General features: G+C 57.2%; 23 protein-coding genes. 7 read left to right on the top strand and 16 right to left on the bottom strand.

What is annotated here, in order from left to right:
• Positions 1–9 precede the first annotated feature (9 nt).
• From dapA to NSJP_RS06960, 7 genes are all read right to left on the bottom strand, one after another.
• Positions 10–882, bottom strand: coding sequence for a 4-hydroxy-tetrahydrodipicolinate synthase (dapA, locus tag NSJP_RS06990; protein WP_080886195.1), 873 nt, complete (start codon positions 880–882; stop codon positions 10–12).
• Between the two features lie 80 nt (positions 883–962).
• Positions 963–2,225 (bottom strand): diaminopimelate decarboxylase, encoded by a 1,263-nt coding sequence (gene lysA / locus NSJP_RS06985; RefSeq protein WP_080886194.1) that lies wholly within the window; start codon positions 2,223–2,225, stop codon positions 963–965.
• A 65-nt stretch (positions 2,226–2,290) separates the two neighbouring features.
• A complete protein-coding gene (locus NSJP_RS06980) occupies positions 2,291–2,533 on the bottom strand; it encodes a hypothetical protein (protein WP_080886193.1) in 243 nt (80 codons plus the stop codon).
• Positions 2,530–3,936 (bottom strand): argininosuccinate lyase, encoded by a 1,407-nt coding sequence (gene argH / locus NSJP_RS06975; RefSeq protein WP_080886192.1) that lies wholly within the window; start codon positions 3,934–3,936, stop codon positions 2,530–2,532. Before argH ends, NSJP_RS06980 begins: the two co-directional genes overlap by 4 nt.
• Positions 3,936–5,147 carry an argininosuccinate synthase gene (locus NSJP_RS06970; RefSeq protein WP_080886191.1) on the bottom strand — a complete coding sequence of 404 codons (1,212 nt, stop codon included), beginning with the start codon at positions 5,145–5,147 and terminating at the stop codon, positions 3,936–3,938. Before NSJP_RS06970 ends, argH begins: the two co-directional genes overlap by 1 nt.
• Positions 5,144–6,115 (bottom strand): ornithine carbamoyltransferase, encoded by a 972-nt coding sequence (gene argF, locus NSJP_RS06965; protein WP_080886190.1) that lies wholly within the window; start codon positions 6,113–6,115, stop codon positions 5,144–5,146. The genes NSJP_RS06970 and argF overlap by 4 nt, the downstream gene beginning before the upstream one ends.
• Positions 6,116–6,131: 16 nt before the next feature.
• Entirely contained in the window at positions 6,132–7,343 is a 1,212-nt protein-coding gene (locus NSJP_RS06960) for an acetylornithine transaminase (RefSeq protein WP_080886189.1), read from the bottom strand.
• A 107-nt stretch (positions 7,344–7,450) separates the two neighbouring features.
• Between NSJP_RS06960 and NSJP_RS06955 the strand changes: the two genes are divergently transcribed.
• Entirely contained in the window at positions 7,451–8,095 is a 645-nt protein-coding gene (locus NSJP_RS06955; protein WP_080886188.1) for a DUF2628 domain-containing protein, read from the top strand.
• 13 nt (positions 8,096–8,108) lie between these two features.
• Here the strand turns inward: NSJP_RS06955 and NSJP_RS06950 are convergent, their stop codons facing one another.
• Positions 8,109–8,933, bottom strand: a complete 825-nt coding sequence (locus tag NSJP_RS06950) for a hypothetical protein (protein WP_080886187.1) — start codon at positions 8,931–8,933, stop codon at positions 8,109–8,111.
• Positions 8,934–9,071: 138 nt separating this feature from the next.
• On the opposite strand from NSJP_RS06950, the gene NSJP_RS06945 reads away from it, so the two are divergent.
• Complete coding sequence (locus NSJP_RS06945; RefSeq protein ID WP_172834216.1) at positions 9,072–9,677, top strand: 2,3-bisphosphoglycerate-dependent phosphoglycerate mutase; 606 nt, start codon at positions 9,072–9,074, stop codon at positions 9,675–9,677.
• 15 nt (positions 9,678–9,692) lie between these two features.
• Here the strand turns inward: NSJP_RS06945 and NSJP_RS06940 are convergent, their stop codons facing one another.
• Positions 9,693–10,169, bottom strand: a complete 477-nt coding sequence (locus tag NSJP_RS06940) for a hypothetical protein (protein WP_080886185.1) — start codon at positions 10,167–10,169, stop codon at positions 9,693–9,695.
• A 123-nt stretch (positions 10,170–10,292) separates the two neighbouring features.
• Here NSJP_RS06940 and NSJP_RS06935 point away from each other — a divergent pair, with 123 nt between their 5' ends.
• The gene (locus NSJP_RS06935) at positions 10,293–10,847 is read left to right on the top strand and encodes an outer membrane beta-barrel protein (protein WP_172834215.1); all 555 of its coding nucleotides are present in this window, start codon (positions 10,293–10,295) and stop codon (positions 10,845–10,847) included.
• A gap of 181 nt (positions 10,848–11,028) precedes the next feature.
• Here NSJP_RS06935 and NSJP_RS06930 read toward each other — a convergent pair whose 3' ends face one another.
• The gene (locus NSJP_RS06930; RefSeq protein WP_080886183.1) at positions 11,029–12,051 is read right to left on the bottom strand and encodes a D-alanine--D-alanine ligase family protein; all 1,023 of its coding nucleotides are present in this window, start codon (positions 12,049–12,051) and stop codon (positions 11,029–11,031) included.
• Positions 12,048–13,082: a putative zinc-binding metallopeptidase gene (locus tag NSJP_RS06925; protein ID WP_080888530.1), complete on the bottom strand. Its 1,035-nt coding sequence runs from the start codon at positions 13,080–13,082 to the stop codon at positions 12,048–12,050. The genes NSJP_RS06930 and NSJP_RS06925 overlap by 4 nt, the downstream gene beginning before the upstream one ends.
• Positions 13,083–13,399: 317 nt before the next feature.
• Between NSJP_RS06925 and ttcA the strand changes: the two genes are divergently transcribed.
• Positions 13,400–14,278: a tRNA 2-thiocytidine(32) synthetase TtcA gene (gene ttcA / locus NSJP_RS06920; protein WP_080886182.1), complete on the top strand. Its 879-nt coding sequence runs from the start codon at positions 13,400–13,402 to the stop codon at positions 14,276–14,278.
• A gap of 11 nt (positions 14,279–14,289) precedes the next feature.
• Positions 14,290–14,724 carry a hypothetical protein gene (locus tag NSJP_RS06915; RefSeq protein WP_172834214.1) on the top strand — a complete coding sequence of 145 codons (435 nt, stop codon included), beginning with the start codon at positions 14,290–14,292 and terminating at the stop codon, positions 14,722–14,724.
• 16 nt (positions 14,725–14,740) lie between these two features.
• Here the strand turns inward: NSJP_RS06915 and msrA are convergent, their stop codons facing one another.
• The 5 genes from msrA to NSJP_RS06895 form a co-directional block, all read right to left on the bottom strand.
• Positions 14,741–15,277, bottom strand: a complete 537-nt coding sequence (gene msrA, locus NSJP_RS06910) for a peptide-methionine (S)-S-oxide reductase MsrA (RefSeq protein ID WP_080886180.1) — start codon at positions 15,275–15,277, stop codon at positions 14,741–14,743.
• Between the two features lie 136 nt (positions 15,278–15,413).
• On the bottom strand, positions 15,414–15,764 hold the full coding sequence (locus NSJP_RS06905) for a PilZ domain-containing protein (protein WP_080886179.1): 351 nt from the start codon (positions 15,762–15,764) through the stop codon (positions 15,414–15,416).
• 104 nt (positions 15,765–15,868) lie between these two features.
• Positions 15,869–16,561 carry an OmpA family protein gene (locus NSJP_RS06900; RefSeq protein ID WP_172834213.1) on the bottom strand — a complete coding sequence of 231 codons (693 nt, stop codon included), beginning with the start codon at positions 16,559–16,561 and terminating at the stop codon, positions 15,869–15,871.
• A 213-nt stretch (positions 16,562–16,774) separates the two neighbouring features.
• Positions 16,775–16,921, bottom strand: coding sequence for a hypothetical protein (locus NSJP_RS19200; RefSeq protein ID WP_155969960.1), 147 nt, complete (start codon positions 16,919–16,921; stop codon positions 16,775–16,777).
• An 840-nt stretch (positions 16,922–17,761) separates the two neighbouring features.
• The gene (locus NSJP_RS06895) at positions 17,762–18,643 is read right to left on the bottom strand and encodes an SGNH/GDSL hydrolase family protein (protein ID WP_080886177.1); all 882 of its coding nucleotides are present in this window, start codon (positions 18,641–18,643) and stop codon (positions 17,762–17,764) included.
• Between the two features lie 737 nt (positions 18,644–19,380).
• Here NSJP_RS06895 and NSJP_RS06890 point away from each other — a divergent pair.
• Both NSJP_RS06890 and NSJP_RS06885 read left to right on the top strand, forming a co-directional pair.
• Positions 19,381–19,806 carry a response regulator transcription factor gene (locus NSJP_RS06890; protein WP_080886176.1) on the top strand — a complete coding sequence of 142 codons (426 nt, stop codon included), beginning with the start codon at positions 19,381–19,383 and terminating at the stop codon, positions 19,804–19,806.
• A 159-nt stretch (positions 19,807–19,965) separates the two neighbouring features.
• The gene (locus NSJP_RS06885; RefSeq protein WP_172834212.1) at positions 19,966–20,358 is read left to right on the top strand and encodes a response regulator; all 393 of its coding nucleotides are present in this window, start codon (positions 19,966–19,968) and stop codon (positions 20,356–20,358) included.
• The last annotated feature ends 126 nt before the right edge of the window (positions 20,359–20,484 follow it).

Below are 20,484 nucleotides of genomic sequence, written 5' to 3'. Positions count from 1 at the left end.
GATCAGCGGTTAGACAAGGTTCAGGTCCTTGAGCACGCCCGTGAGTTGCGCCTTGGTCTCGGTCCCCATGGGACAGAGCGGCAGCCGCAATTCAGGGGTCATCTTGCCCATCAGACCCAATGCTTCTTTGACGGGAATCGGGTTGGTTTCATAGAACAACGCGGCAAAGAGCGGGGACAATCTGAAATGGATCCCGCGTGACTCTTCAAGGTGTCCCGATAAGAATGTCGACACCAGCTTCGCCATCTCGGAGGGAACCAGATTCGCGGCAACGGTGATGACGCCTTTCGCTCCGACCGCCATCATCGGAAGGGTGAGGGAATCGTCGCCCGCAAGAACCGTCAACCGTTCACGGCAATGCATGACGATGTCGGAGGCCTGTTGCACGGAACCGCTGCCTTCCTTGATTCCCACGATGTTCTTCATCCCGCACAGACGCGCCACCGTCGCAGGCAGCATGTTCACGCCCGTCCGCCCGGGAATATTGTAGAGCACCTGCGGCAAATCGACGGCCTCGGCGATGGCCTTGTAATGACGATATAAGCCTTCCTGCGTGGGCCTGTTGTAGTACGGAGTGATCAGGAGCGCCCCGTCGGCCCCGGCTTCTTTGGCGTGTTTGGTCAGGGAGATCGCCTCCGCCGTGCTGTTGGAACCGGCTCCGGCAATGACCGGAATACGACCCCGGACGACCTCGACGGTGAGCTTCACGACCCGATGATGCTCTTCATGCGACAGCGTGGCGGATTCTCCGGTCGTCCCGCAGGGAACAATCCCATTCGTACCGCTGGCGATTTGCCACTCGATCAGGTCGCCGAAAGCCTTCTCATCCACCTTGCCGCTCTTGAACGGCGTGACGATGGCCACTAATGAACCGGTAAACATGATGGCTCCTTTGCCAAGCCCCCTTGGGGACGGCGCTTTCCGGCACTTCTTCCCTGGTAAACAGTCGAGCCGCCGATCACTTAGCTCAAAAACGAGGGGATCGTCTCGCCTTTCACCAAATCCTCGTAGGTTTCCCGCGCGCGGATCACATGAATGTCGGCGTCCTTCACCAGGACCTCCGGCACCCGCGGTCGGGAATTGTAATTGGACGCCATCACGAACCCATAGGCGCCCGCGCTCATGACGGCCAGGAGATCGCCCGGCTTCACCTCGGGCAGGGTGCGATCCTTGGCGAGGAAATCTCCGGACTCGCAGACGGGTCCGACGACGTCGACAGAATGTTTGGGCCTGGCCAGCAACGATTCCGAGACGGGACGGATATCGTGGTACGCGCTGTAGAGACTGGGTCTGATCAAGTCGTTCATCGCCGCATCGACGATCACGAAGCGCTTGGCCTCTCCGTCCTTCTGATACAGCGCGCGCGTCACGAGAATGCCGGCATTGCCCACGATCACCCGGCCGGGCTCCATCACGAGCGTCAGATTCCGGTCCTTGACCAAGGGGAAAATGGCCTCGGCCAAGTCCTTGGGCAGCGGCGGCTTCTCGTCCGAGTAGGTAATGCCGAGACCGCCTCCGACGTTCAGGTATTGAATTCCGATGCCCTGAGCCTTCAAAGATTCGACTAGGGCCACGACTTTCTTCAAGGCCTCGACAAACGGCGTCACCTCTGTCAATTGCGATCCGATATGGGCATGGACGCCCACGATTTCGATATGGTCCAGCGAGGACGCCAGTTTGTATTCCTCCAACGCCCTGTCCGCGGCGATGCCGAACTTGCTTTTCTTGAGTCCCGTGGAGATATACGGATGGGTCTTGGGATCGATATCGGGATTGATCCGCAAAGCCACCCGCGCCTTTTTCCCGACGGAGGCCGCCACTCCGTCGATTGCCCGGAGTTCGGCGGACGACTCGACGTTGAACATCAGGATGCCGGCCTTCAAGGCATCGCGAATCTCGTCCGCGCTCTTCCCGACTCCCGCAAATACGATTTTCGACGGGGGCACCCCGGCCTTTAGCGCGCGAAACAGTTCTCCGCCGGAGACGATATCGACTCCGCTGCCTTCCTTGGCCATCAGACGCAAGATCGCCAGATTGGAATTCGCCTTCATCGCGAAGGCGACAACGTGCGGAATGTCCTTGAAGGCCCCGTCGTAGGCTCGGAAATGACGGGTCAACGTCGCGTGGCTGTAGACATAGCAGGGGGTGCCGACCTCTTTGGCGATCCGGCTGACCGGCACTTGCTCGCAATAGAGTTCACCGTGGCGATATTCGAAGCTATGCATTCTGAAAATCCTCGCTCAAAATTTCCAACCCGGCCAGGGACAATCCTGTAATGCCTTCTCGGCCGCTATCGGCCGCCAACCGGCCGCAATGGCGGCAAATTCACGTCTTGACCTTCCGGGACAGGATCGGAGTCACGACGCTCCACGGGAGCGACGGCGCCGGGCCTCGGCCCCCCCGAAGCGTCGAGGCGTTTCTGTTGTTCGATGGTCACCGCGACCCCCACATTCTCAGGTGCGATGGGGGCTCCGACCGTCCCGCATGACGCGGAAAGCCCGACTGAGAGCCACAGGAGCCATCGCACGGTCATAACGACCGCTCCAACTCCCTGATGCGCTGTTCGACTCGCACCCTGGCCGTCCCGCCGACCTGCGCCTTCCGGTCGATCGCAGCCGGAACGGACAGACGGGTGAACACTCCCTTTTCGATGCGGTCGGAAAACGTCCGAAATTCTTCCAGGGAAAAATCGGACAGCTCCCGCTTGCTGTCCACCGCGCTTCGGACGATGCGGCCGGTGACCGCATGAGCCTCGCGGAACGGCACGCCCCGCGCCACCAGATAATCCGCCAACTCGGTGGCGAGCAGATGGCCCTTCCGAACCGCTTCTTCCAGCACCTCTCGATTCATCTTCAATCGCCGCATCAATTCGGCCATGACCCGCACCGAGGACATGACCGTCTCCAGTGCATCGAACAGCGCCGGTTTGTCCTCCTGGAGGTCTCTATTATAACTCAGCGGCAACGCCTTCAAGGTGGTCAACAGATTCATCAACTGCCCATACACCCTGCCGGTCTTGCCGCGGATGAGTTCCGGTACGTCCGGGTTTTTCTTTTGCGGCATCATGCTGCTGCCGGTGCAGAACCCGTCCGGTAAATCCACAAACCGGAATTCCTGCGACGACCAGACGATCAATTCTTCGCTCAAGCGGGACAGGTGCATCATCACGATCGACAGAGCGGCGGCGACTTCGATCATGAAGTCGCGATCGGACACCGCGTCGAGGCTGTTCGTCGTCACGGCGGGAAATCCCAATAACCCCGCCGTGTAGCGGCGGTCTATGGGATAATTCGTCCCGGCCAAGGCTCCCGATCCCAACGGCATGACGTTGAGCCTGGCATAGGCATCCTCCAACCGGCTCCTGTCGCGCGCGATCATGTCCACATAGGCCAACAGGTGATGCGCAAAGAGTATCGGCTGAGCCCGCTGCAGATGCGTATAGCCCGGCATGACGACGGTGCGATTGGCCTTCGCTTTGGCGACGAGGACCCGTTGAAACTCTTGCAATGCCTCCTGCAGATGCCCCAAATGACTGCGGAGATAGAGCCGGATGTCCAATGCGACTTGATCGTTTCGGCTTCGACCGGTATGCAGCTTCCCGCCGACCGGACCGATCATCTCCGTCAATCGCCGTTCGATCGCCATATGAATGTCTTCGTCTTCGGGTAAAAATCGGAACCGTCCGCGGTCCAATTCGGTCTGAACGGCTTCCAGGCCGCGAACGATGGCGGTGGTATCGGCCGCCGAGAGAACACCCGCCTTTCTCAGCGTTTTGCAATGGGCGATGCTGCCCTGAATGTCCTCGGCATACATGCGGCCGTCGACGCCGACTGACCCGGTAAAGGCCTCCACCAGCCGATTCGTCTTTTCGCGGAACCGCCCTTCCCAGGCTTTTCCGGCTGCGGCCCGGCGCTGACGGTTGCCCCTGCCGGCCATCAGGACGAGGCCTTCTTCCGCTGCGCCCGGATTTTCAGACGCAAGGCGTTCAAACGGATGAAGCCTTCCGCGTCCTTTTGATTGTACACCTCGTCTTCCTCGAACGTGGCGATATCGAGCCGGTAGAGCGACTGTTTCGACCGCCGACCGACGAGGATGCAGTTCCCCTTATAGAGCTTGACCCGCGCGGTGCCGGTCACGTCTCGCTGGGCCTCATCGATCGCCACCTGAATCATTTCCCGCTCGGGACTGAACCAGTATCCGTTGTAAATCAGATCCGCGTAGCGTGGGATCAGGCTGTCCCTGAGATGGAGCACCTCCCGATCCATCGTCAGGGATTCGAGCCCCCGATGGGCGACGTGGAGAATCGTGCCTCCCGGCGTTTCATAGACACCGCGCGACTTCATGCCGACATAGCGGTTTTCGACGAGATCGACGCGCCCGATCCCATGCGCTCCACCCAGCTTGTTGAGGTGGGCCAGCAGCCGGGCCGGGCTCATGTTTTTTCCGTCCACGGCCACGGGATTTCCCGCTTCGTAGCCAATGGCGACTTCGATCGCCCGGTTCGGCGCCTGTTCCGGTGAGACCGTCATCTGAAAGATTTCATCCGGCGGCGCTTCCCAGGGATCTTCCAGAATGCCCCCCTCGTAACTCACGTGAAACAGATTCAGATCCATGCTGTACGGCTTGGCCTTCGTCGCCGTGACGGGAATATGGTGCCGCTCGGCGTATTCGATCAATTCCCGGCGGGACCTCATGCTCCATTCCCGCCATGGGGCGATGACCTTGAGTCGGGGAGCCAGCGCGGTGTAGGTCAGCTCGAACCGGACCTGGTCGTTTCCCTTGCCGGTGGCGCCGTGAGAGACGGCCTCGGCCCCTTCCTTCAAGGCGATTTCAGCCTGACGGCGGGCGATCAACGGCCGGGCGATCGAGGTCCCCAAGAGATAGGACCCTTCGTACATCGCATTGCCGCGCAACATCGGAAACACATAATCCGCGACGAACGTCTCGCGAAGGTCCTCGACGTAGACGTTTTTCACTCCGAGTGCACGCGCCTTGGCTTTGACGGCCTTGAGGTCTTCTCCCTGTCCGAGATCGGCACAGAACGCGATGACCTCGGCTTCGTAGGTTTCCTGAAGCCACTTGAGGATCACCGACGTATCGAGCCCGCCGGAATAGGCGAGCACCACCTTCTTGATAGGGCGAGTCATGATGCGCGTTGTTTCCTTTTCCCCAGGAGCCTGGTCAAAATGGCCTTCTGCATATGCAACCGGTTCTCGGCTTGATCGATGATGACGGATTGCGGACCGTCCAGCACTTCCTCGGTAATTTCTTCACCCCGGTGGGCGGGCAAGCAATGCATGACGATGGCGTCGGGCTTCGCCCGGCCGACGAGACGGGCGTTCACCTGGTAGGGAGCCAGCACTTTGAGTCGTCGCGCCTGTTCCCGTTCACGACCCATGCTGATCCACACGTCGGCATAGATCACGTCGGCTTCCTTGACGGCGATCTGCGGATCATGCCCCAGTTCGATCGCGGCTCCCGTACCGGCCGCTTCCAGCCTCGCCCGATCGATGACGTGTTGGTCCGGTTGATAGCCGGACGGACAGCCGAGCGCGATCGTCATGCCCGTCTTCGCGGTTGCTTCGATGAGCGAGTTCGCGACATTGTTGCCGTCGCCCACGTAGGCGATCTTCAGGCCTCGAAGCCTTCCTTTTTTTTCGCGGATCGTCAGCAAATCGGACAGGGCCTGACACGGGTGGCTCAGGTCGGTCAATCCGTTGATCACCGGCATGGTGGCTTCGGCGGCCCACTCCTCCACGGTCGCATGGTTGTAGGTGCGGATGACGATCCCGTCCAGATATCGGGACAATACCCGCGCCGTGTCGGCGACGCTCTCGCCGCGTGACAGCTGAATGTCGCCCATCGGCAGGACCAGCGCATGGCCGCCCAGCTGATTCATGCCCGCTTCGAATGACACTCTGGTGCGCGTCGAAGGCTTCTGAAACAGGAGTCCCAGGGTTTTGCCTTGGAGCAACGGATGGGGGAGGCCTCGACGCTGCTTGTCCTTCAAGCGGGCCGCGAGGGTCAGCAGGTATTCGATCTCGCCGCGCGGGATCGCCGCAACATCCAGCAGATCTTTTCCCAATCCAGACGTGCGGCGAGATCGTCGCGTCATTCGGATACCCAGACGGTCAATGTCCCGGCGATTCCATCGTATGCCGGTTGAATACGTGAGACAGGACCTCGATCAACCGATCGATGTCACGCTCGGTGACAATCAGCGGGGGGATAAATCGCAAGACGCGCTCACTGGTCGCATTGATGAGCATGCCACGCCGCAAACATTCGCTGACGACGCTCTTGGCGTCGATCTCCACTTCCATTCCTTGCAGGAGGCCGAGCCCCCGCACCGCGCGCACCGCATGATGACGGTCCTTGCATTCGAGAAGCCCTTTTGCCAAATAGTCGCCCATCTGTCGGGCATGATCGAGCACCCGGCCTTCGAGCAACACGCGGAACACCGCCAGGGCCGCTGCACACGCAAGCGGATTACCGCCGAACGTGGACCCATGCGAACCCGGCGGCATGGATTGCGCCACCGAATCCTTGGCGAGGCACGCGCCGATCGGCAAGCCTCCGCCGAGCCCTTTGGCCAAGGTCATGATGTCCGGTTCGACTCCGAACTGCTCGTACGCGAAGAGTGTCCCGGTGCGCCCCATACCGGTTTGCACCTCGTCGAAAATCAGAAGCATGTCCCGGCGTGTACACAGTTCGCGCACCGCCTTGAGATATTCACGATCGGCGACGTGCACGCCGCCTTCACCCTGAATCGGTTCGATCATGACCGCCGCGGTCTTGTCCCCTATGGCCTGCTCCAGCTTCGCAAAATGATTGAACTCGACATAGGAAAAGCCGGGCAGCAACGGCTCGTATCCCTTCTGCACTTTGTCCTGTCCCGTCGCCGTGAGCGTCGCCATCGTACGGCCATGGAACGAGTTCTTCATGGTCACGATCTCATGCCGACCCGGCCCGTACTTGCCGTGGGAATAGCGCCGAGCCAGTTTGATCGCCGCTTCATTGGCCTCGGCACCGCTGTTACAGAAGAAGACTCTCTCGGCAAAAGAGTGATCAACGAGCATTTGGGCCAGCTTTACCTGCGGCTCGGTATAATAGAGGTTGGACGCATGGATGAGTTGAGCCGCCTGCCTCTGAATGGCCGCGACGAGATCCGGATGGCCGTGTCCCAATACATTGACGGCCACCCCGGCGACGAAGTCGGTGTATTCCCGTCCTTCGAGGTCGTAGACCTTCATCCCGCGGCCTCTCACGATCGAAATCGGCTGACGGGTGTAGGTGCCCATCAAGATCTGATCGGACGTGTTCTTGAGTTCTTCCGTGGGCATGACAGTCGTATCCCCTTGTAAAGAAAGGGACGCTAGCATAGGACGCCCCTGAAAGCAACCGTGAAGCCTCCCTCCCAGCCAGTCTCCCGATGTGATAGTCTCAGCCGATGCAACCCTGTCCTCAGTGCACGCAACAGAATCAGGACGATTCCAAATACTGCTACCAGTGCGGAGCGAATCTTTCTTCGGCCGTCGAGACCCAACCGGCTTTTTCCTCGGCTGAGGGCACGACCCTGACCGACGTAGAGCTGTGGAAGGCCTTTATCGGCCCCCATGCGGATCGGTATGTTGAGCAATTCAAAAAGTTCGGGTCGGCGCAGGCGCCCCAGTTCGCACTGACGTGGAACTGGCCTGCCTTCCTGTTCATCTCCTTTCTCTGGTTTCTGTACCGGAAGATGTATCTCTACGCGATGGTCTATGCCATCGGCCCGATGGTTTCCACGTATCTGACCGGAGATGTCACGGTCGGCATCGTGTGGAGCATCATGGCCGGCGCAACGGGCAATTACGTCTACTACTGGCATTGCCGCGAACAGATCGGTGAGATCAAACGCAAGAGCGGAGAAGATCCGGCAAAGCGAGAACAGGCGATCCGGGAGACGGGCGGAGTCCAATCCTATGTCGTCTGGGTCGGGGTCGCATTCTATGTGCTTTTCTTACTGGTCATGTTCAAGATGGCCCAAGAAGAGCTCTCGGACAAGGACCGTCAACCTGTAAAGCCCGCCAAACCGGCGGCGCTGATTGAAACGTAGCGACCGGCCGCGATCATCGTCGTTGCTGCCAGCGTATCCACCCCTGAAACCATGCAAAATCCTGTTCATACGCCGCGCCGCCCGAATCGGCCGCCTCTTGTTTTTGGTCCAATCGCGTATACGTCCTGGGCCAATTTTTTTGCCACCAGGACTTGAGTTCGTCCGGACCGTACGCCTGCCCATTGGCATTCAAGATTCCGGCGGCCGTGCACAGCGGCGCGATCAGAGGCCAGTAGCGGTCCTTTCCCAAACCCAGGCTCCGGAAATGTTCGCGGAGCAGAAAAACAACCCAGAGTTCCGCGCTATGTTTCTTGTTGTGCTTGAACGGCTGGGTTTGCCTGAGAGGGACAGGATCAAACGCCTTGACGATTGACGTGTAATCGGGCCCTCCGTAGGTTCCAGCGGCTTCAGCCAATCCTTCGACCACGTTGGCGAGTTCCAATTCCATGACGGGTGACGGGTTGCCCTGACTCGCCGCGGCAGGATCAATCTGCTGGTGGGGCGTCGTCAGGAGCTCGATGATGGGTTTGAGTTCGCGAAGTCGTGCGGCCGCGGTTTTCAGAATCTGCTCTGACTCCAGCCAGTAGTCCGGGTCGTTCTTGGTGAGCCGCTCGCGTCCGGGCGGCGGCAGGACGGTGGGGACCCAATAACGCACCATGACAAAGAGAACATATTCGACCTGGCCGCCGACTTGTTCAATGCGCTGCAGCAGATTGCCGGACTTCACGCCGCTGAGGAACACCCGCGCGCGGTCTGCCACGCACAGACGCTCGGCCAGCGCGACCCACCAGGTCTCGAGGGCATCGGGATTGCCGCCAGGGGAATGGATGGAATTCATGCCGGGCACAGACTCTTCTTGAGGCAAACGAGCGGCATGGTACTGCCCTGCCTTCGCGAAAGCAATGCTTGACTTGAAGTCACGATCCAGTATCCTTGTGTAGTTTTTGGCAACGCACTTGATCTGAGGAGCATGGCTATGGCCCGGGTGGTATTGCTGCGGCACGGAGAATCGCAATGGAATCTCGAAAATCGCTTTACGGGATGGGTTGACGTCCCGTTATCGGAACGCGGAATCCAGGAAGCCAGAAACGCGGGTGAAAAACTCCGAGGCTTCACCTTCGACCGCGCGTTCACTTCGGTATTGATGAGAGCCAATGAAACATTGCGCCTCGCGCTGGAAACCATCGGGCAAACGGCGCTTCCGATTCAAAAGGACAAGGCCCTGAATGAACGAATGTACGGGGACCTCCAGGGGCTGAACAAGGCGGAAACCGCTAAAAAGTACGGCGACGAGCAGGTAAAAATCTGGCGTCGCAGCTATGATGTCCGCCCGCCGGGCGGGGAAAGCTTGAAGGATACGGCCGAGCGGGTGCTGCCGTACTATGAAAAGACGATCAAGCCCCACCTTCTCAAGGGGGAGACCATCCTCATCGCCGCCCACGGGAACAGTCTGCGCGCCCTGGTCATGGAGTTGGAGCAGCTGTCGCGCGAACAGGTGCTGGAACTCAACATTCCGACCGGAGCGCCCTTGCTCTATGAACTGGACGGCGGCGGGAAGGTCCGGAGCCACCGCTACTTGTAGTTTCCCGGAGTTCCTTCAAATATCTTGCAGCACTTGGCCGTAGCCGTCGACCGGCACTGAGTCCAAGAAAAAAGCAAGGAGCTTGCCGCGTTCATCCTGGCTTACGATCCGCTGTTCCTCCAAATACTCTGTCGCTTCTGTGTGAACCGCCAGGGTATTCCCCGACTCTTGCAGCACCTGATCGTACCGTCGAGACCGATCTTCCCATTCGGCAAGAAATAATTCCCATGTGATAGGGCCCAAGGGAGGAGTCGGTGTCCACCAGGATCCCACCGCTTGGAGAACGAGTTCCCCTACAAGCGGCTGATACTTTTTGGGGATGTGCGCAGCGACGGCGGCGGAGATCCAAAACAGATTCAGGCACAGCAGCTCACAGGAGATCTGTTGCGCTCGTTCCGTCGTTGCCTCGATTCCATATTCTTCCAGATTTGAGGGAGTGACGGTTTTGGGCAATGCCGCGATCAATGCCGCGGCCGCTTCGTTGGGCGTCATGGACTAGGCTCCTGTTTACCGGCATCACACGGCCGTCCACTGTTGAGGCGAGAATAGCTCAGCTCGTTTTCCCGCTCAAGCAGCTTGTTGGTGTGTGCCCCCTGTGTTAGCATGCCGCGCTGCATGCCCTCATTCCTTTCATCATTATTCATTCGAACGTCGATTGTCGCTGCGATCCTCACCGGTTCGATGGTCGTAAGCCGGCCGGCTCTTGCCGATGACCGTTGGGGGTTCGGCAGCGGTCTCGGATTTACCGCCGGGACCGTGAACAATACCGTGTTTACCCTCGGCTTTAACTTGGACTACTACTTCGATCGGGATTTTTCCGTGGGACCGATGATGTTGCTCACGCCGACGGGAGACCTTTTTCAGATTGCGTTTGCCGGGGCGGCACGATATCACCTTCGTTTGGACAATGGTATCAATCTGGTTCCATTTATCGGATTCGGCTTGATCCATGTGGACCTGGATAAGGGGACGGGACCCGGCAGCATCGATCGCAATGATACAAGCTGGTACCTTCCCATCGGCCTCTCGCTGGAATATCAACTTGCCAGAAAGATCGCGTTGACGTCGAGCCTGATCGTCAATTTGCATGACATCAACCTCTCCCCATCACTGCCGGACCACGACACCACGAGCGTGACCTTGCTGTTCGGATTCAACTTCGGTCCGTGACAGGTGCCTGATTCCTCCTCATCACATACTCATTGATACGTATCTCGTCCAAATTCCTTCCAGGCCTTTTCGGTAGCGGAACCCAGGCCGTTCGATTGAAACACTCATGGACGGGGGATCGGGACTGTCCGAAGAATAGATTCAGGCGATTGCCGCGTCACGAAATGAATGGGAAAGGGGCTTAGGCGGCTTTGGTAGGCCGCCAGCGAAGTCCAACACTGAGCAGTTCTTGCAGCAGATCTTTGTATTGATAGTCAGCTTTGCCGGCTGAATCGGCAAAGTCCTCGTCTTGTGCGATTTGGGGATTCGGGTTGGCCTCCAGTACGTACAATCGCCCGACTTCGTCCATGCGCATATCAATACGTGCATATCCGCTGAGCCCTAATGCCCGATAGACACGCTTCGCCAGGTGCTGGATTTCTTCGGCTTTCCCGCCTGGCAGGTTTCTGGCCTCCCTGGACGTGATCCCGTATTTCTCCTGATACTTGCGGCTCCATTTGACACGCTCGGTTGCAATGCGCCGTGCCTCTTCAGGAAGCCTGTCCATTCTCAGCTCCCATACCGGAAAGACATGAAGATGTCCGTTGCCCGTGACACCGACATAGAATTCCCGTCCTTCGATGTAGCGCTCGATGAGCGCCGCCGTCTCCAAACTATTATGGATAAAGGCCACCCGTTCCTTGAGTTTCTCATCGTCCTCCACGATAGACGCCTGGGAAATACCAAGCGACGCTTCCTCGGTCACCGATTTCACGATGAGTGGAAACGACAGCCAGTTCGGCCGTTTGACGCTTCGTCCCAGCGGCACGACCGTGAAATCGGGGAATGGAATACGATGAAACGAAAAGAGTTTCTTCGACAGAACTTTGTCGCGGGCAAGCATTAGTCCGCGAGGGTTGCATCCGGTATAAGGGACCCGGAGCAACTCAAGATACGACACGACGTTCTGGTCGTAGACCGCTACCCCGTCGAATTCCTCCAGGAGATTGAACGCAATGTGGGGCTTCCATTCATCGACCGCGGTCCGAATGGCTCCCAAATCGCTCTTGACGCCCAACGGTCTGACGTCGTGGCCGAGTTTTCGGAGCGTGCTGACGACATCGTATTCGGTCTTCCATTGCACACTTTTCACGTCCTGTCCGGTCAAGTGCTCCGGGGGGACGAGGTCCTCATGCATCAATACCAGTATTCTGAGTCGCCTCATACGGCCACCTTATGGCGTCCGCTTCGCAGGTAGTTCATCGTATGCATGGTAAGCAGAATCGTAAAATCCAGCTTGACCTGCTCTTCCGGAGAAGGAACTCTCAACCGCAATTCCTGGCAGCGGAGAATCATGTCTTCAAGGACCTGATCGATCGTGTACTGGTATTCGCCGGTCCATCCGGCGACTTTACGGCGGACTTCCCGTCGAAAGCGCTTCAAGAATACGGCCGCGCTCGTCCGATCCGCGTGCAGGGACGTTTCGGAAAATAGTCGCTTCAGGTCCGGATCGTAGGACGACGGGCGTTCGATCCCGTAGTGGACTCGCTTGCGGTCATAGTGTTCCCGCAATGTTCGCTTGAGGGAATGCACCGGATCGACGGTCTCCGTGGTCGTCACTTTCGGTGCGACTCCCTCGAGGTCCCGCATGAGACCATCCATGTAGTGAAGCTTGCGCAGCACGGGCCACCCTTTGTAACGGTCGGCCCACATCGAGTCAGGGGTCAACCAGACGGCAAACGTCTCGGCGAAGTCTTCATCGGGATGGCTTTGCGCATACCATAGGTCCAGGTGCCGCACATAACTCCGGCTGTAGGGACGGGGGCTGTAATATTTCGGATAGGGCTCCGATGACCGTCCGAAAATCCGCTGACGGCTATGCAGCCTTCTGATCCGGTAGGCATTTTCGATCGCGTGCCCTGCTTCGTGGCGAAGAATTCTCATGCACCATTCAGACGTGCCGCCTTCGACCTCCAGCATCTGATTCAGTTCCAGCTTGATCAATCGCGGATGGGCCAGATAGAACGGAATGGCGATCCCCGGTACTCCGTCTGGAGTAAACCACTCGTTCGACAGCCAACAATGCGGACGAAACCTCAGCCGCTTGGCTTCGAGCTCCTGATGCAAGCGTTCAATCTGTGCGGTCAAGAATGGGCTGTGAAGATTCACGCCCAACCGCCTGATCGGAAGATCCAGGAGCCGTTCGTCTCCCCATGTCGCCCACAGAGGTTCCGTTCGACCGGAATGCTGATTCATGTTCCCCTTGTCGTCGATCTTCGCCAGCCCAACCGCGGGATTTCGCGAGTGACAGATAAAATATAGCAGGCCGGGCCAGGCCATCGCCGGCCTCGCGGGTCGGCTTTTCTGTTTCATGGTAAAAATTTGTCACCAAACGTCCAAGAACGAACTGGGAGCCTTGCGGACGCACTCTGCATGGATCCGGTCCCAGCCTTCGACCTCCGTGGAGAAGTTCGCCGCAATCAGACGTGGAAAGCGAATCGACGCCCCAAAGCATCAGAACTGTCGGAGTTGCCTCTCGCGAAGATCGACAGACTCGCAATTGAGCTTGTACAATGCGGCCCATGCCGCACTCGCCCGATCGCGCCGCCTTCGCGTCAAAATTTGACGAAGCCACGGAGCGACTTCAGATTCACTTGCTGCGTCAAGTCGGCCAAACGATTGGCGACTATGGTTTGATCGAAGCAGACGACCGGGTCATGGTGTGCTTGTCCGGCGGAAAAGACAGTTATGGGCTGCTGGACTTGTTACTCGTCCTTCAAAAGAAGGCTCCGATTCGATTCGAATTGATTGCCGTGAACCTGGATCAGAAGCAACCAGGGTTTCCGGCTCAAGTATTGCCGGAGTATCTTACTGCTTTAGGGGTGCCTTTTCATATTGAAGCCCGCGACACCTATTCGATCGTCAAGCGCCTGATTCCGGAAGGCCAAACGACCTGTTCTCTCTGCTCACGGCTCAGACGAGGTCATCTCTATCGCATCGCCGGAGAACTGGGCGCGACAAAGATTGCCCTGGGCCATCATCGGGACGATGTTCTCGAGACCCTGTTGCTCAATCTGCTGTTTACAGGGAAACTGAAGACCATGCCCCCGAAGTTGTTGTCCAAGGATAAGAGACACGTGGTCATTCGGCCCTTGGCTGCGGTCCGGGAAGCCGATCTGGCTCGCTATGCCGAGCTACGGGGGTTTCCCATCATTCCTTGCGATCTGTGCGGCTCCCAACCAAATCTCAAGCGCAAGGAAGTCAAAGAGTTCCTGCGTAACTGGGAACAGCGCATCCCGGGATGTACGGACAGTATGTTCGCGGCCTTGTCGAATGTCGCCCCGTCCCTCTTGCTGGATAGACGATTATTTGACTTTTCCTCTCTGGACTTGAGTGAAGATGGCGGGAACCAGGATGCCTGGCTTGACGAAGAACACGAGACGTCTGCCTGAATCTCACATCCATGCCTTCCTTTCCCGATGACCGGCCGGATTCTGGCCCCCCGCTGTGGGCCATGGGACTGGTTGTGCTGTTGATGATCGTAACGCCGCTGATCATTTACTCCATCGCGCCATCAGGCCCCATTCGGGAAGGAGACACCATCTTCTCGGAAGGTTCTATTACGGTTCCTCTGGCGCATCCGCTTCTTTATGACCGCGCCAGATTCGATGGCTCCTGTCTTCTTGACCCTGAGGACCCCTTGATGGTGATTACACAGCCAGTGGAACGAGTCGACGGGCTCATTCTGGCGAAGGTTCAAGGGAAGACCATGATCGAATGGCCGTTTTGTCCGCCACAAGCTGAAGTGCTGTTGACGATGCAGCAAATCACGCAGAAGCCGGCTCTGTTGGGGCGAGCCGCACAGCGCGTTTCCGATTGGTTGAAATTGCGGAGATAAGTGCGACGGGTTGATACTAGGATTTCAGCTTGTCCGCGAACTGCTTTCGAAACTTTGCCACCTTCGGTCCAACCACTGCCGTGCAGTATCCTTGAAAGGGATTTCGGGCGAAATATTCCTGGTGATAGGGCTCAGCTTCGTGCCATCGTCCAGCCGGAACGACTTCCGTCACGACCGGATTCGCATAGATTTGTTGTGCTGTGAGCAAGGCGATCGTTTCGTACGCTATCCGCTTCTGCTCAGGCGTCTGGTAGAAAATCGCAGATCGGTATTGAGTTCCAACGTCATGGCCCTGGCGATTCAGTGTTGTCGGGTCATGGATGACGAAAAATATTTGCAGCAATGTTCGATAGTCGAGCACTCGCGGGTCGAATGTGATCCTCACGGCTTCAGCATGCCCCGTTTGTCCTCCGCAGACCGCCTCATATGTCGGGTTCTCCGTTTTCCCTCCGATGTATCCGGACTCGACGGAATGCACTCCTTGCAGCTGGTCATATACGGCCTCAAGACACCAGAAGCATCCGCCGGCCAAAATGGCGATATTGTGTTCCATATGATCTCCGGGCTGAAGGCGCAGACCGTCTCCGTGAATCACGTATATCACGGAACTCGACTTGAACTCGAGTTTGCCGACTCCACGCGAGTCAGATAATCACTGATCGCGCGCGGACAATACAAGGCAGGCAAGACTATTGAAGGGTCAGATGCGCGATGACTTGCTTCAGCTTTACCCGTTCCGTAGGCTGGATGGAAGTGAACTGGACGCCGAACGCGTTTCCTTTTACCCACCGAACCTGTGCTTCATCGATGCGAAGTGGCCAGTTCAAACCCGGCACGTGGATTCTGCATTCGAATGTCGCGCCGAGGACGACCACGTGTTCACTTTCGATTCGGCAACCCCCGTCCGAGAGATCCAACGTCTTCCCCTGTCCCTCGCGCTGGCCCCCGGAAAAGGTACTTCGAAACTGCGCCGTAAAGCGGGGATGTGTTCGCTTATCGATAGATTGACTTTCTCGGACCGATTGCGCTCTTAAGGCCATAATGCTCCTTGGCTTCCGTTCTATGAGAGTGACAAAAAGGAGCGAACCTTGACGCCTTTACGAGACTTGACGTCGAGGTTCGCTGGAACAGCCTGCTGCTGGAGTTACTTCTTTAGCTTCAGCAATACGTGTCCTCGACGATTCTGCTGATAGCAGGTTTCCGTGTGGTCCTGACAAAACGGGCGCTCTTTGCCATACGAAACAATCGCCACCTGTTTGGGATTCACCCCCAACTCAATCAAGTGGATGCGGGCACTCTTCGCACGCTTGTCGCCAAGCACGACGTTATAGTCGGTGGTTCCTCTTTCGTCACAGTGCCCTTCGACCTTCAGCAGCGCGCCGGGATGTTGTTTCAACCAGGCTGCATCATGATTGAGTGAGGCCATGCCGTTTTCGGAAAGGGTCCATTGATCGTAGCCAAAAAAGACGTCCTGAAGCCCGGCGTCGATCGCCGCTCTCTCTTCTTTCGTCAATTCGGCATGTTGCATAACATTCATGCCGGCATACGCTCTGGGAGAGGCGGCATATCCGGAGGCGAGCCGCTCTTCGGCGGGATTGCTGGAGAATCCGCTCAATTCGCCACCATGCAGGTTTTCCCGTGCAATGTCCGGGAAGTTCGGATTGACGCCAAGTCCTTGCCATTGGCCTGAACCATCGGTTGCCCCATTCGCGCTATCCGTCCGGCCATTCCGGGATTCGGCTTGTTCGGCACCATCCGATTGTAGCCATTTTATTCCGCAGCCCGAGCTAGTCATCAGCACGGCACAGATGGCCGTAACACGGCCGATGGTCCCCATTCTGCAATTCATAGATCCCCTCATCGATATGGTGAATTACTGCGCGTAGAACAACTATAGCACCGGCTTCTGAAGAGGTCCGGACGAGCGAGGGGACAGGACAAATACTTTTACGATCAACGGGTTGAAGGATCTATGAGGCTTCAGCTTAAGGAGGAGTCTGAGGGAGGCTGGCAAACGAGGATGGGAGACGAGAATCTAGCACTGGACTACTTAATAGTGACTCCCGCGACGGTCAGCCCAGCGAACCGGGCGCATCACCGTACTCAAAGCTGCCACCGCACAAATCAATGCGAGCATCGCAAAACCGACCATGAGAAAGAACCCTGCACGAACATCTTGGAGGAAGTAATGTTGCATGATGCCTCCTTCATCTCGGGAACAAGCCGCAATCAGCTATGCCAACCACATGCACATGTCCATGGAGCCAACGGATCTTGCTTCCTTAGCCACCTACCGCAACATGGGCAATGTCTTGTCCATGCCTGCCGGTACTGTCTGATCGCTTTTTGATGCTGCTTATAGATTACCACGCTTCCACCTCCAGCGTCTTGCGGCTTGTACAATGCAAGATACCTCCGGAGGCCCCCGAAAATCTATGCAGCTTTTGGGGGACTTATTTGCAGAAGGTACGATTATGTGCGCGATCTTCTAAGCGATCGGCTCTTCTAATCGTATTATTATCTCGTTACAGGCTGTACGGAGTCTGGGAAACACCCTAGCTGGCAGGAAACTGAGAATCCCTATTGAGGTGTAGGCTGAACAGTTGAGATCGGCGCCTTCACCGATGCCGACACAGACCAGCATTGACGCAGGACTCGCTCAGTATCGTCGCTGGATTTCTTTCGGCGGCCACGTAAGTTGGTGGTAGATGCGCTGGAATCCTTCTGTAGTTAAGTGTGGGTCTTGAAGCTTGGCGAGGCTGTGCTGATCGATAGGATATTCGACCGTATCATCGAAATTGGAGGATGCGATCGTCACGAGGCTAGGGGGAAAGAGCCGTTCCGGCAATAGGAGAGAGCGGGATTGCTCCCACCAATACGATCGCCAATACGATGCGTCCTTGAATCGTCGCAATCTTCACTGGGAAGACCTTTGGATGCGCACCATTGTAAGCAGGGGGGCTGGAAAAAACTCTAGGCGGCAGGAAAATGCGGGCCTCTCCGACCTGCACTATCGATGTCCTTTGAAAAGCGAGGGTTAGTGGACCGGGGATTCGGTAGACGAGAGCACGCCATTGACGAGCTTCTGTTGGATACAGTGAGCCCACAGTGTATTCATCTGATCATTGGGATGGCCCTCACCCGGAACCCGCATGTCGTCGGTCAAGGGAAAATTGCAGTCCACCAACTCGATCTGATGATGCTGAAACCGTTCGGTATAGTAGGCCATCGTCTCTTTGGGGCCGTCGAGCATGGCGACCAGAAACCGTGCTCCGTGTTTTTCGGACAGATGTTTCATCTCGACGACTAAACGTTCCATCACCTGCCGTCCCTGTGCCCTTCGCCGTTCTCCCGTAAACCGGACATAGCGGTCCACCATAAACGTCATGAGCGCCGACTGTTCCATGAACGGAAGGATCGGATACCGGACTGGTAGGTGCCTGACGAGCGTCCCGTCGCTGTCCAGTGACACATAGGGTAAATATACATGGGCTCGCCTTTGATGGAGTGACAATCCACGCAGCCATTCGGGTGTCGCCACGTTCCGGACCTCTTGATGGAAGAAAAATCCGAACACCACCACCGCCGGGGAAGTCAGCAACGGAAGCTCGCGTTCGAGTACCAACAACGACTGATACGTTCCATATCCGCTCGTCCCATAGTTCAGGACCTTGAAAGACGGAAACATCTGCTGCAGCTTCCAGGGATACGTTTCATGGTCGGAAATCGCCAAACCATACGTAAATGAGTCCCCGACGAATACGATTTCTCGCCTGCCGCCAGGGTCAGTGGTTCCAGTGGCCCGTCGGCCGCCGTCCAGGACGGTCACGGAGGTGGACTGCCCGGCTGGTACGTACGGGGGCACCGTATAAGTCCCTCTCTTGGAATGCCAGCCCAACTCAGGATCCGGTTCATTCATCCTTGGCTCATTGCGGTCCAACGTGTCATAAGTCCATGGCCTATGGCCTGTGCTCCGCAAGATCAGCTCAGAGCAGACGACGGCCACGAACAAACTCAGGCCGAATGAGAGCGCATAGAGCGCCAGACGTCTCACGCCACGACTGTTTGGATGTTGTGGGCTTTGAGGAATTTCAACGATCGCGCGAACAGGATCTGAACTGATATGGGCAGGAGCGTCTTTGTTTAACATAACGATACCGTCCGTCTACTGAACCTACCGACGACCGACGAGCGCGTTCCCGTCCACTCAGTCCTATAATGCGCGGACTGCAGGAAAAGGCTATGTGTGAGAACCAACGTCCTCGGGGAAGTTCTTGGTTCCGTCTTGCGACGCAAGGAGCAGCGATGCGGCTGCGTAATTATGATGCGTCAGCCACGAATTACCGTTCAAATGGCATTGCGCCTCGTCTTCACCTCACCAATTCGCATTCCCTTCTGCCCCGTTCCCATGCGAGCCATATGTCCCAGTCGCCCCCAGTATACGAATACCTTCCGGACACCGGCAAGCCGGGTTTTGCCTGCATGGATAGGGTACTGCCACTAGATAAATCATCCGTGATTAACGTCTTCTGTCTGACATGGCACGTGTAACGCATGGTTAATTTGCAGGCTCGGCCGTCTGCATTTCGCCCGCGCTTGTTCAGATATCGGTGGGCGTGAGTGGCCCATGTTGTCGCGGAGAAAGGCGGTGCTCCCATGTCGGAGGATGGCTCCGCGCCGATTTCTCTCCTCTTTGTCGACCCGGATACCGAGAGCCGAGCGTACTGGGTCACCGGTCTCAAGATCGCGTCTCCAGGCTACGTCATCACTGAAGCGTTAGATGGACAGTCTGCACTGGACCTGTGTCAGGCTCGCACCTTCGACTGCGTGGTGTTGGAGGCGGTATTGCCTGACCTTTCTGGATTTGAGGTGCTCATGCATCTCTGTCCGCCGACATCTACAGCAATCGTGCCTGTCGTCATGCTCACAAAACTCGTATTGGCGAGGCTCTCGAACTTAGCCAAGTGGAACGGGGCGCAAGCCTATCTCTTAAAAGGCTATACGTCCGTCGACGAACTGGACCTGACGATCAGGAGAGCGATCAAGTGGGCGAATCCGACAAGTAGGGAATCTCAGCAATGAATGTAATCTCCGTCCTACGCAAATGCGACAGAGAGGGTATCTAGGACACGGGATTTTCCGAGTCCCCGTCTCGGTTCAGTTTGCCTATTACTCATAGTAGATAGTCTTGCGAACAATTCCACACGTACCGCACGATACATGGGACGCGAACAGCCACAGATGCAGTTCATCACGGGCCGCTCGATTCGACTCCTTCTTGTCGATGACCATGCCATGACCCGAATCGCCATCCGCGGCGTTCTCGCCAATCAGAGCGATATCGAGATTTTAGGGGAAGCAGACGATGGCGTGGAAGCGATTCGTCTCGCGGCACGACTCCAACCGGACGTCATTGTGATGGATATCTATCTGCCACGCATGACCGGAATCGATGCGGCTCGCCACATCAAAACCCGCTTCCCTCGGATGGCCATTGTTGGCTTGTCAGCGTACGCAAATGAGCAGCGAGACACCATGCAGGCCGTGGGAGCTTCTGCCGTGGTCCCAAAAGAGAAAATTGTCGAACAATTGCATGCCGCCATCCGCCTCGCCGCACAGGAAACCCGGCGCTGATCCCCATTGTCTGGCCTCCCTGCCTTTGATGCCTTGATGGGCGTGCTGGATAGCCAGCGGATTCGGGTTCACTCACGCACTCACTTGCCTAAGATCGAAACTCCTTCGCGTGTCGTTTGTGTGCAG

This window comes from Nitrospira japonica (assembly GCF_900169565.1).
GTDB lineage: Bacteria > Nitrospirota > Nitrospiria > Nitrospirales > Nitrospiraceae > Nitrospira_C > Nitrospira_C japonica_A.
The sequence above is the reverse complement of the archived record's forward strand: the minus strand, read 5'-3'. Positions and strand labels throughout refer to the sequence as shown.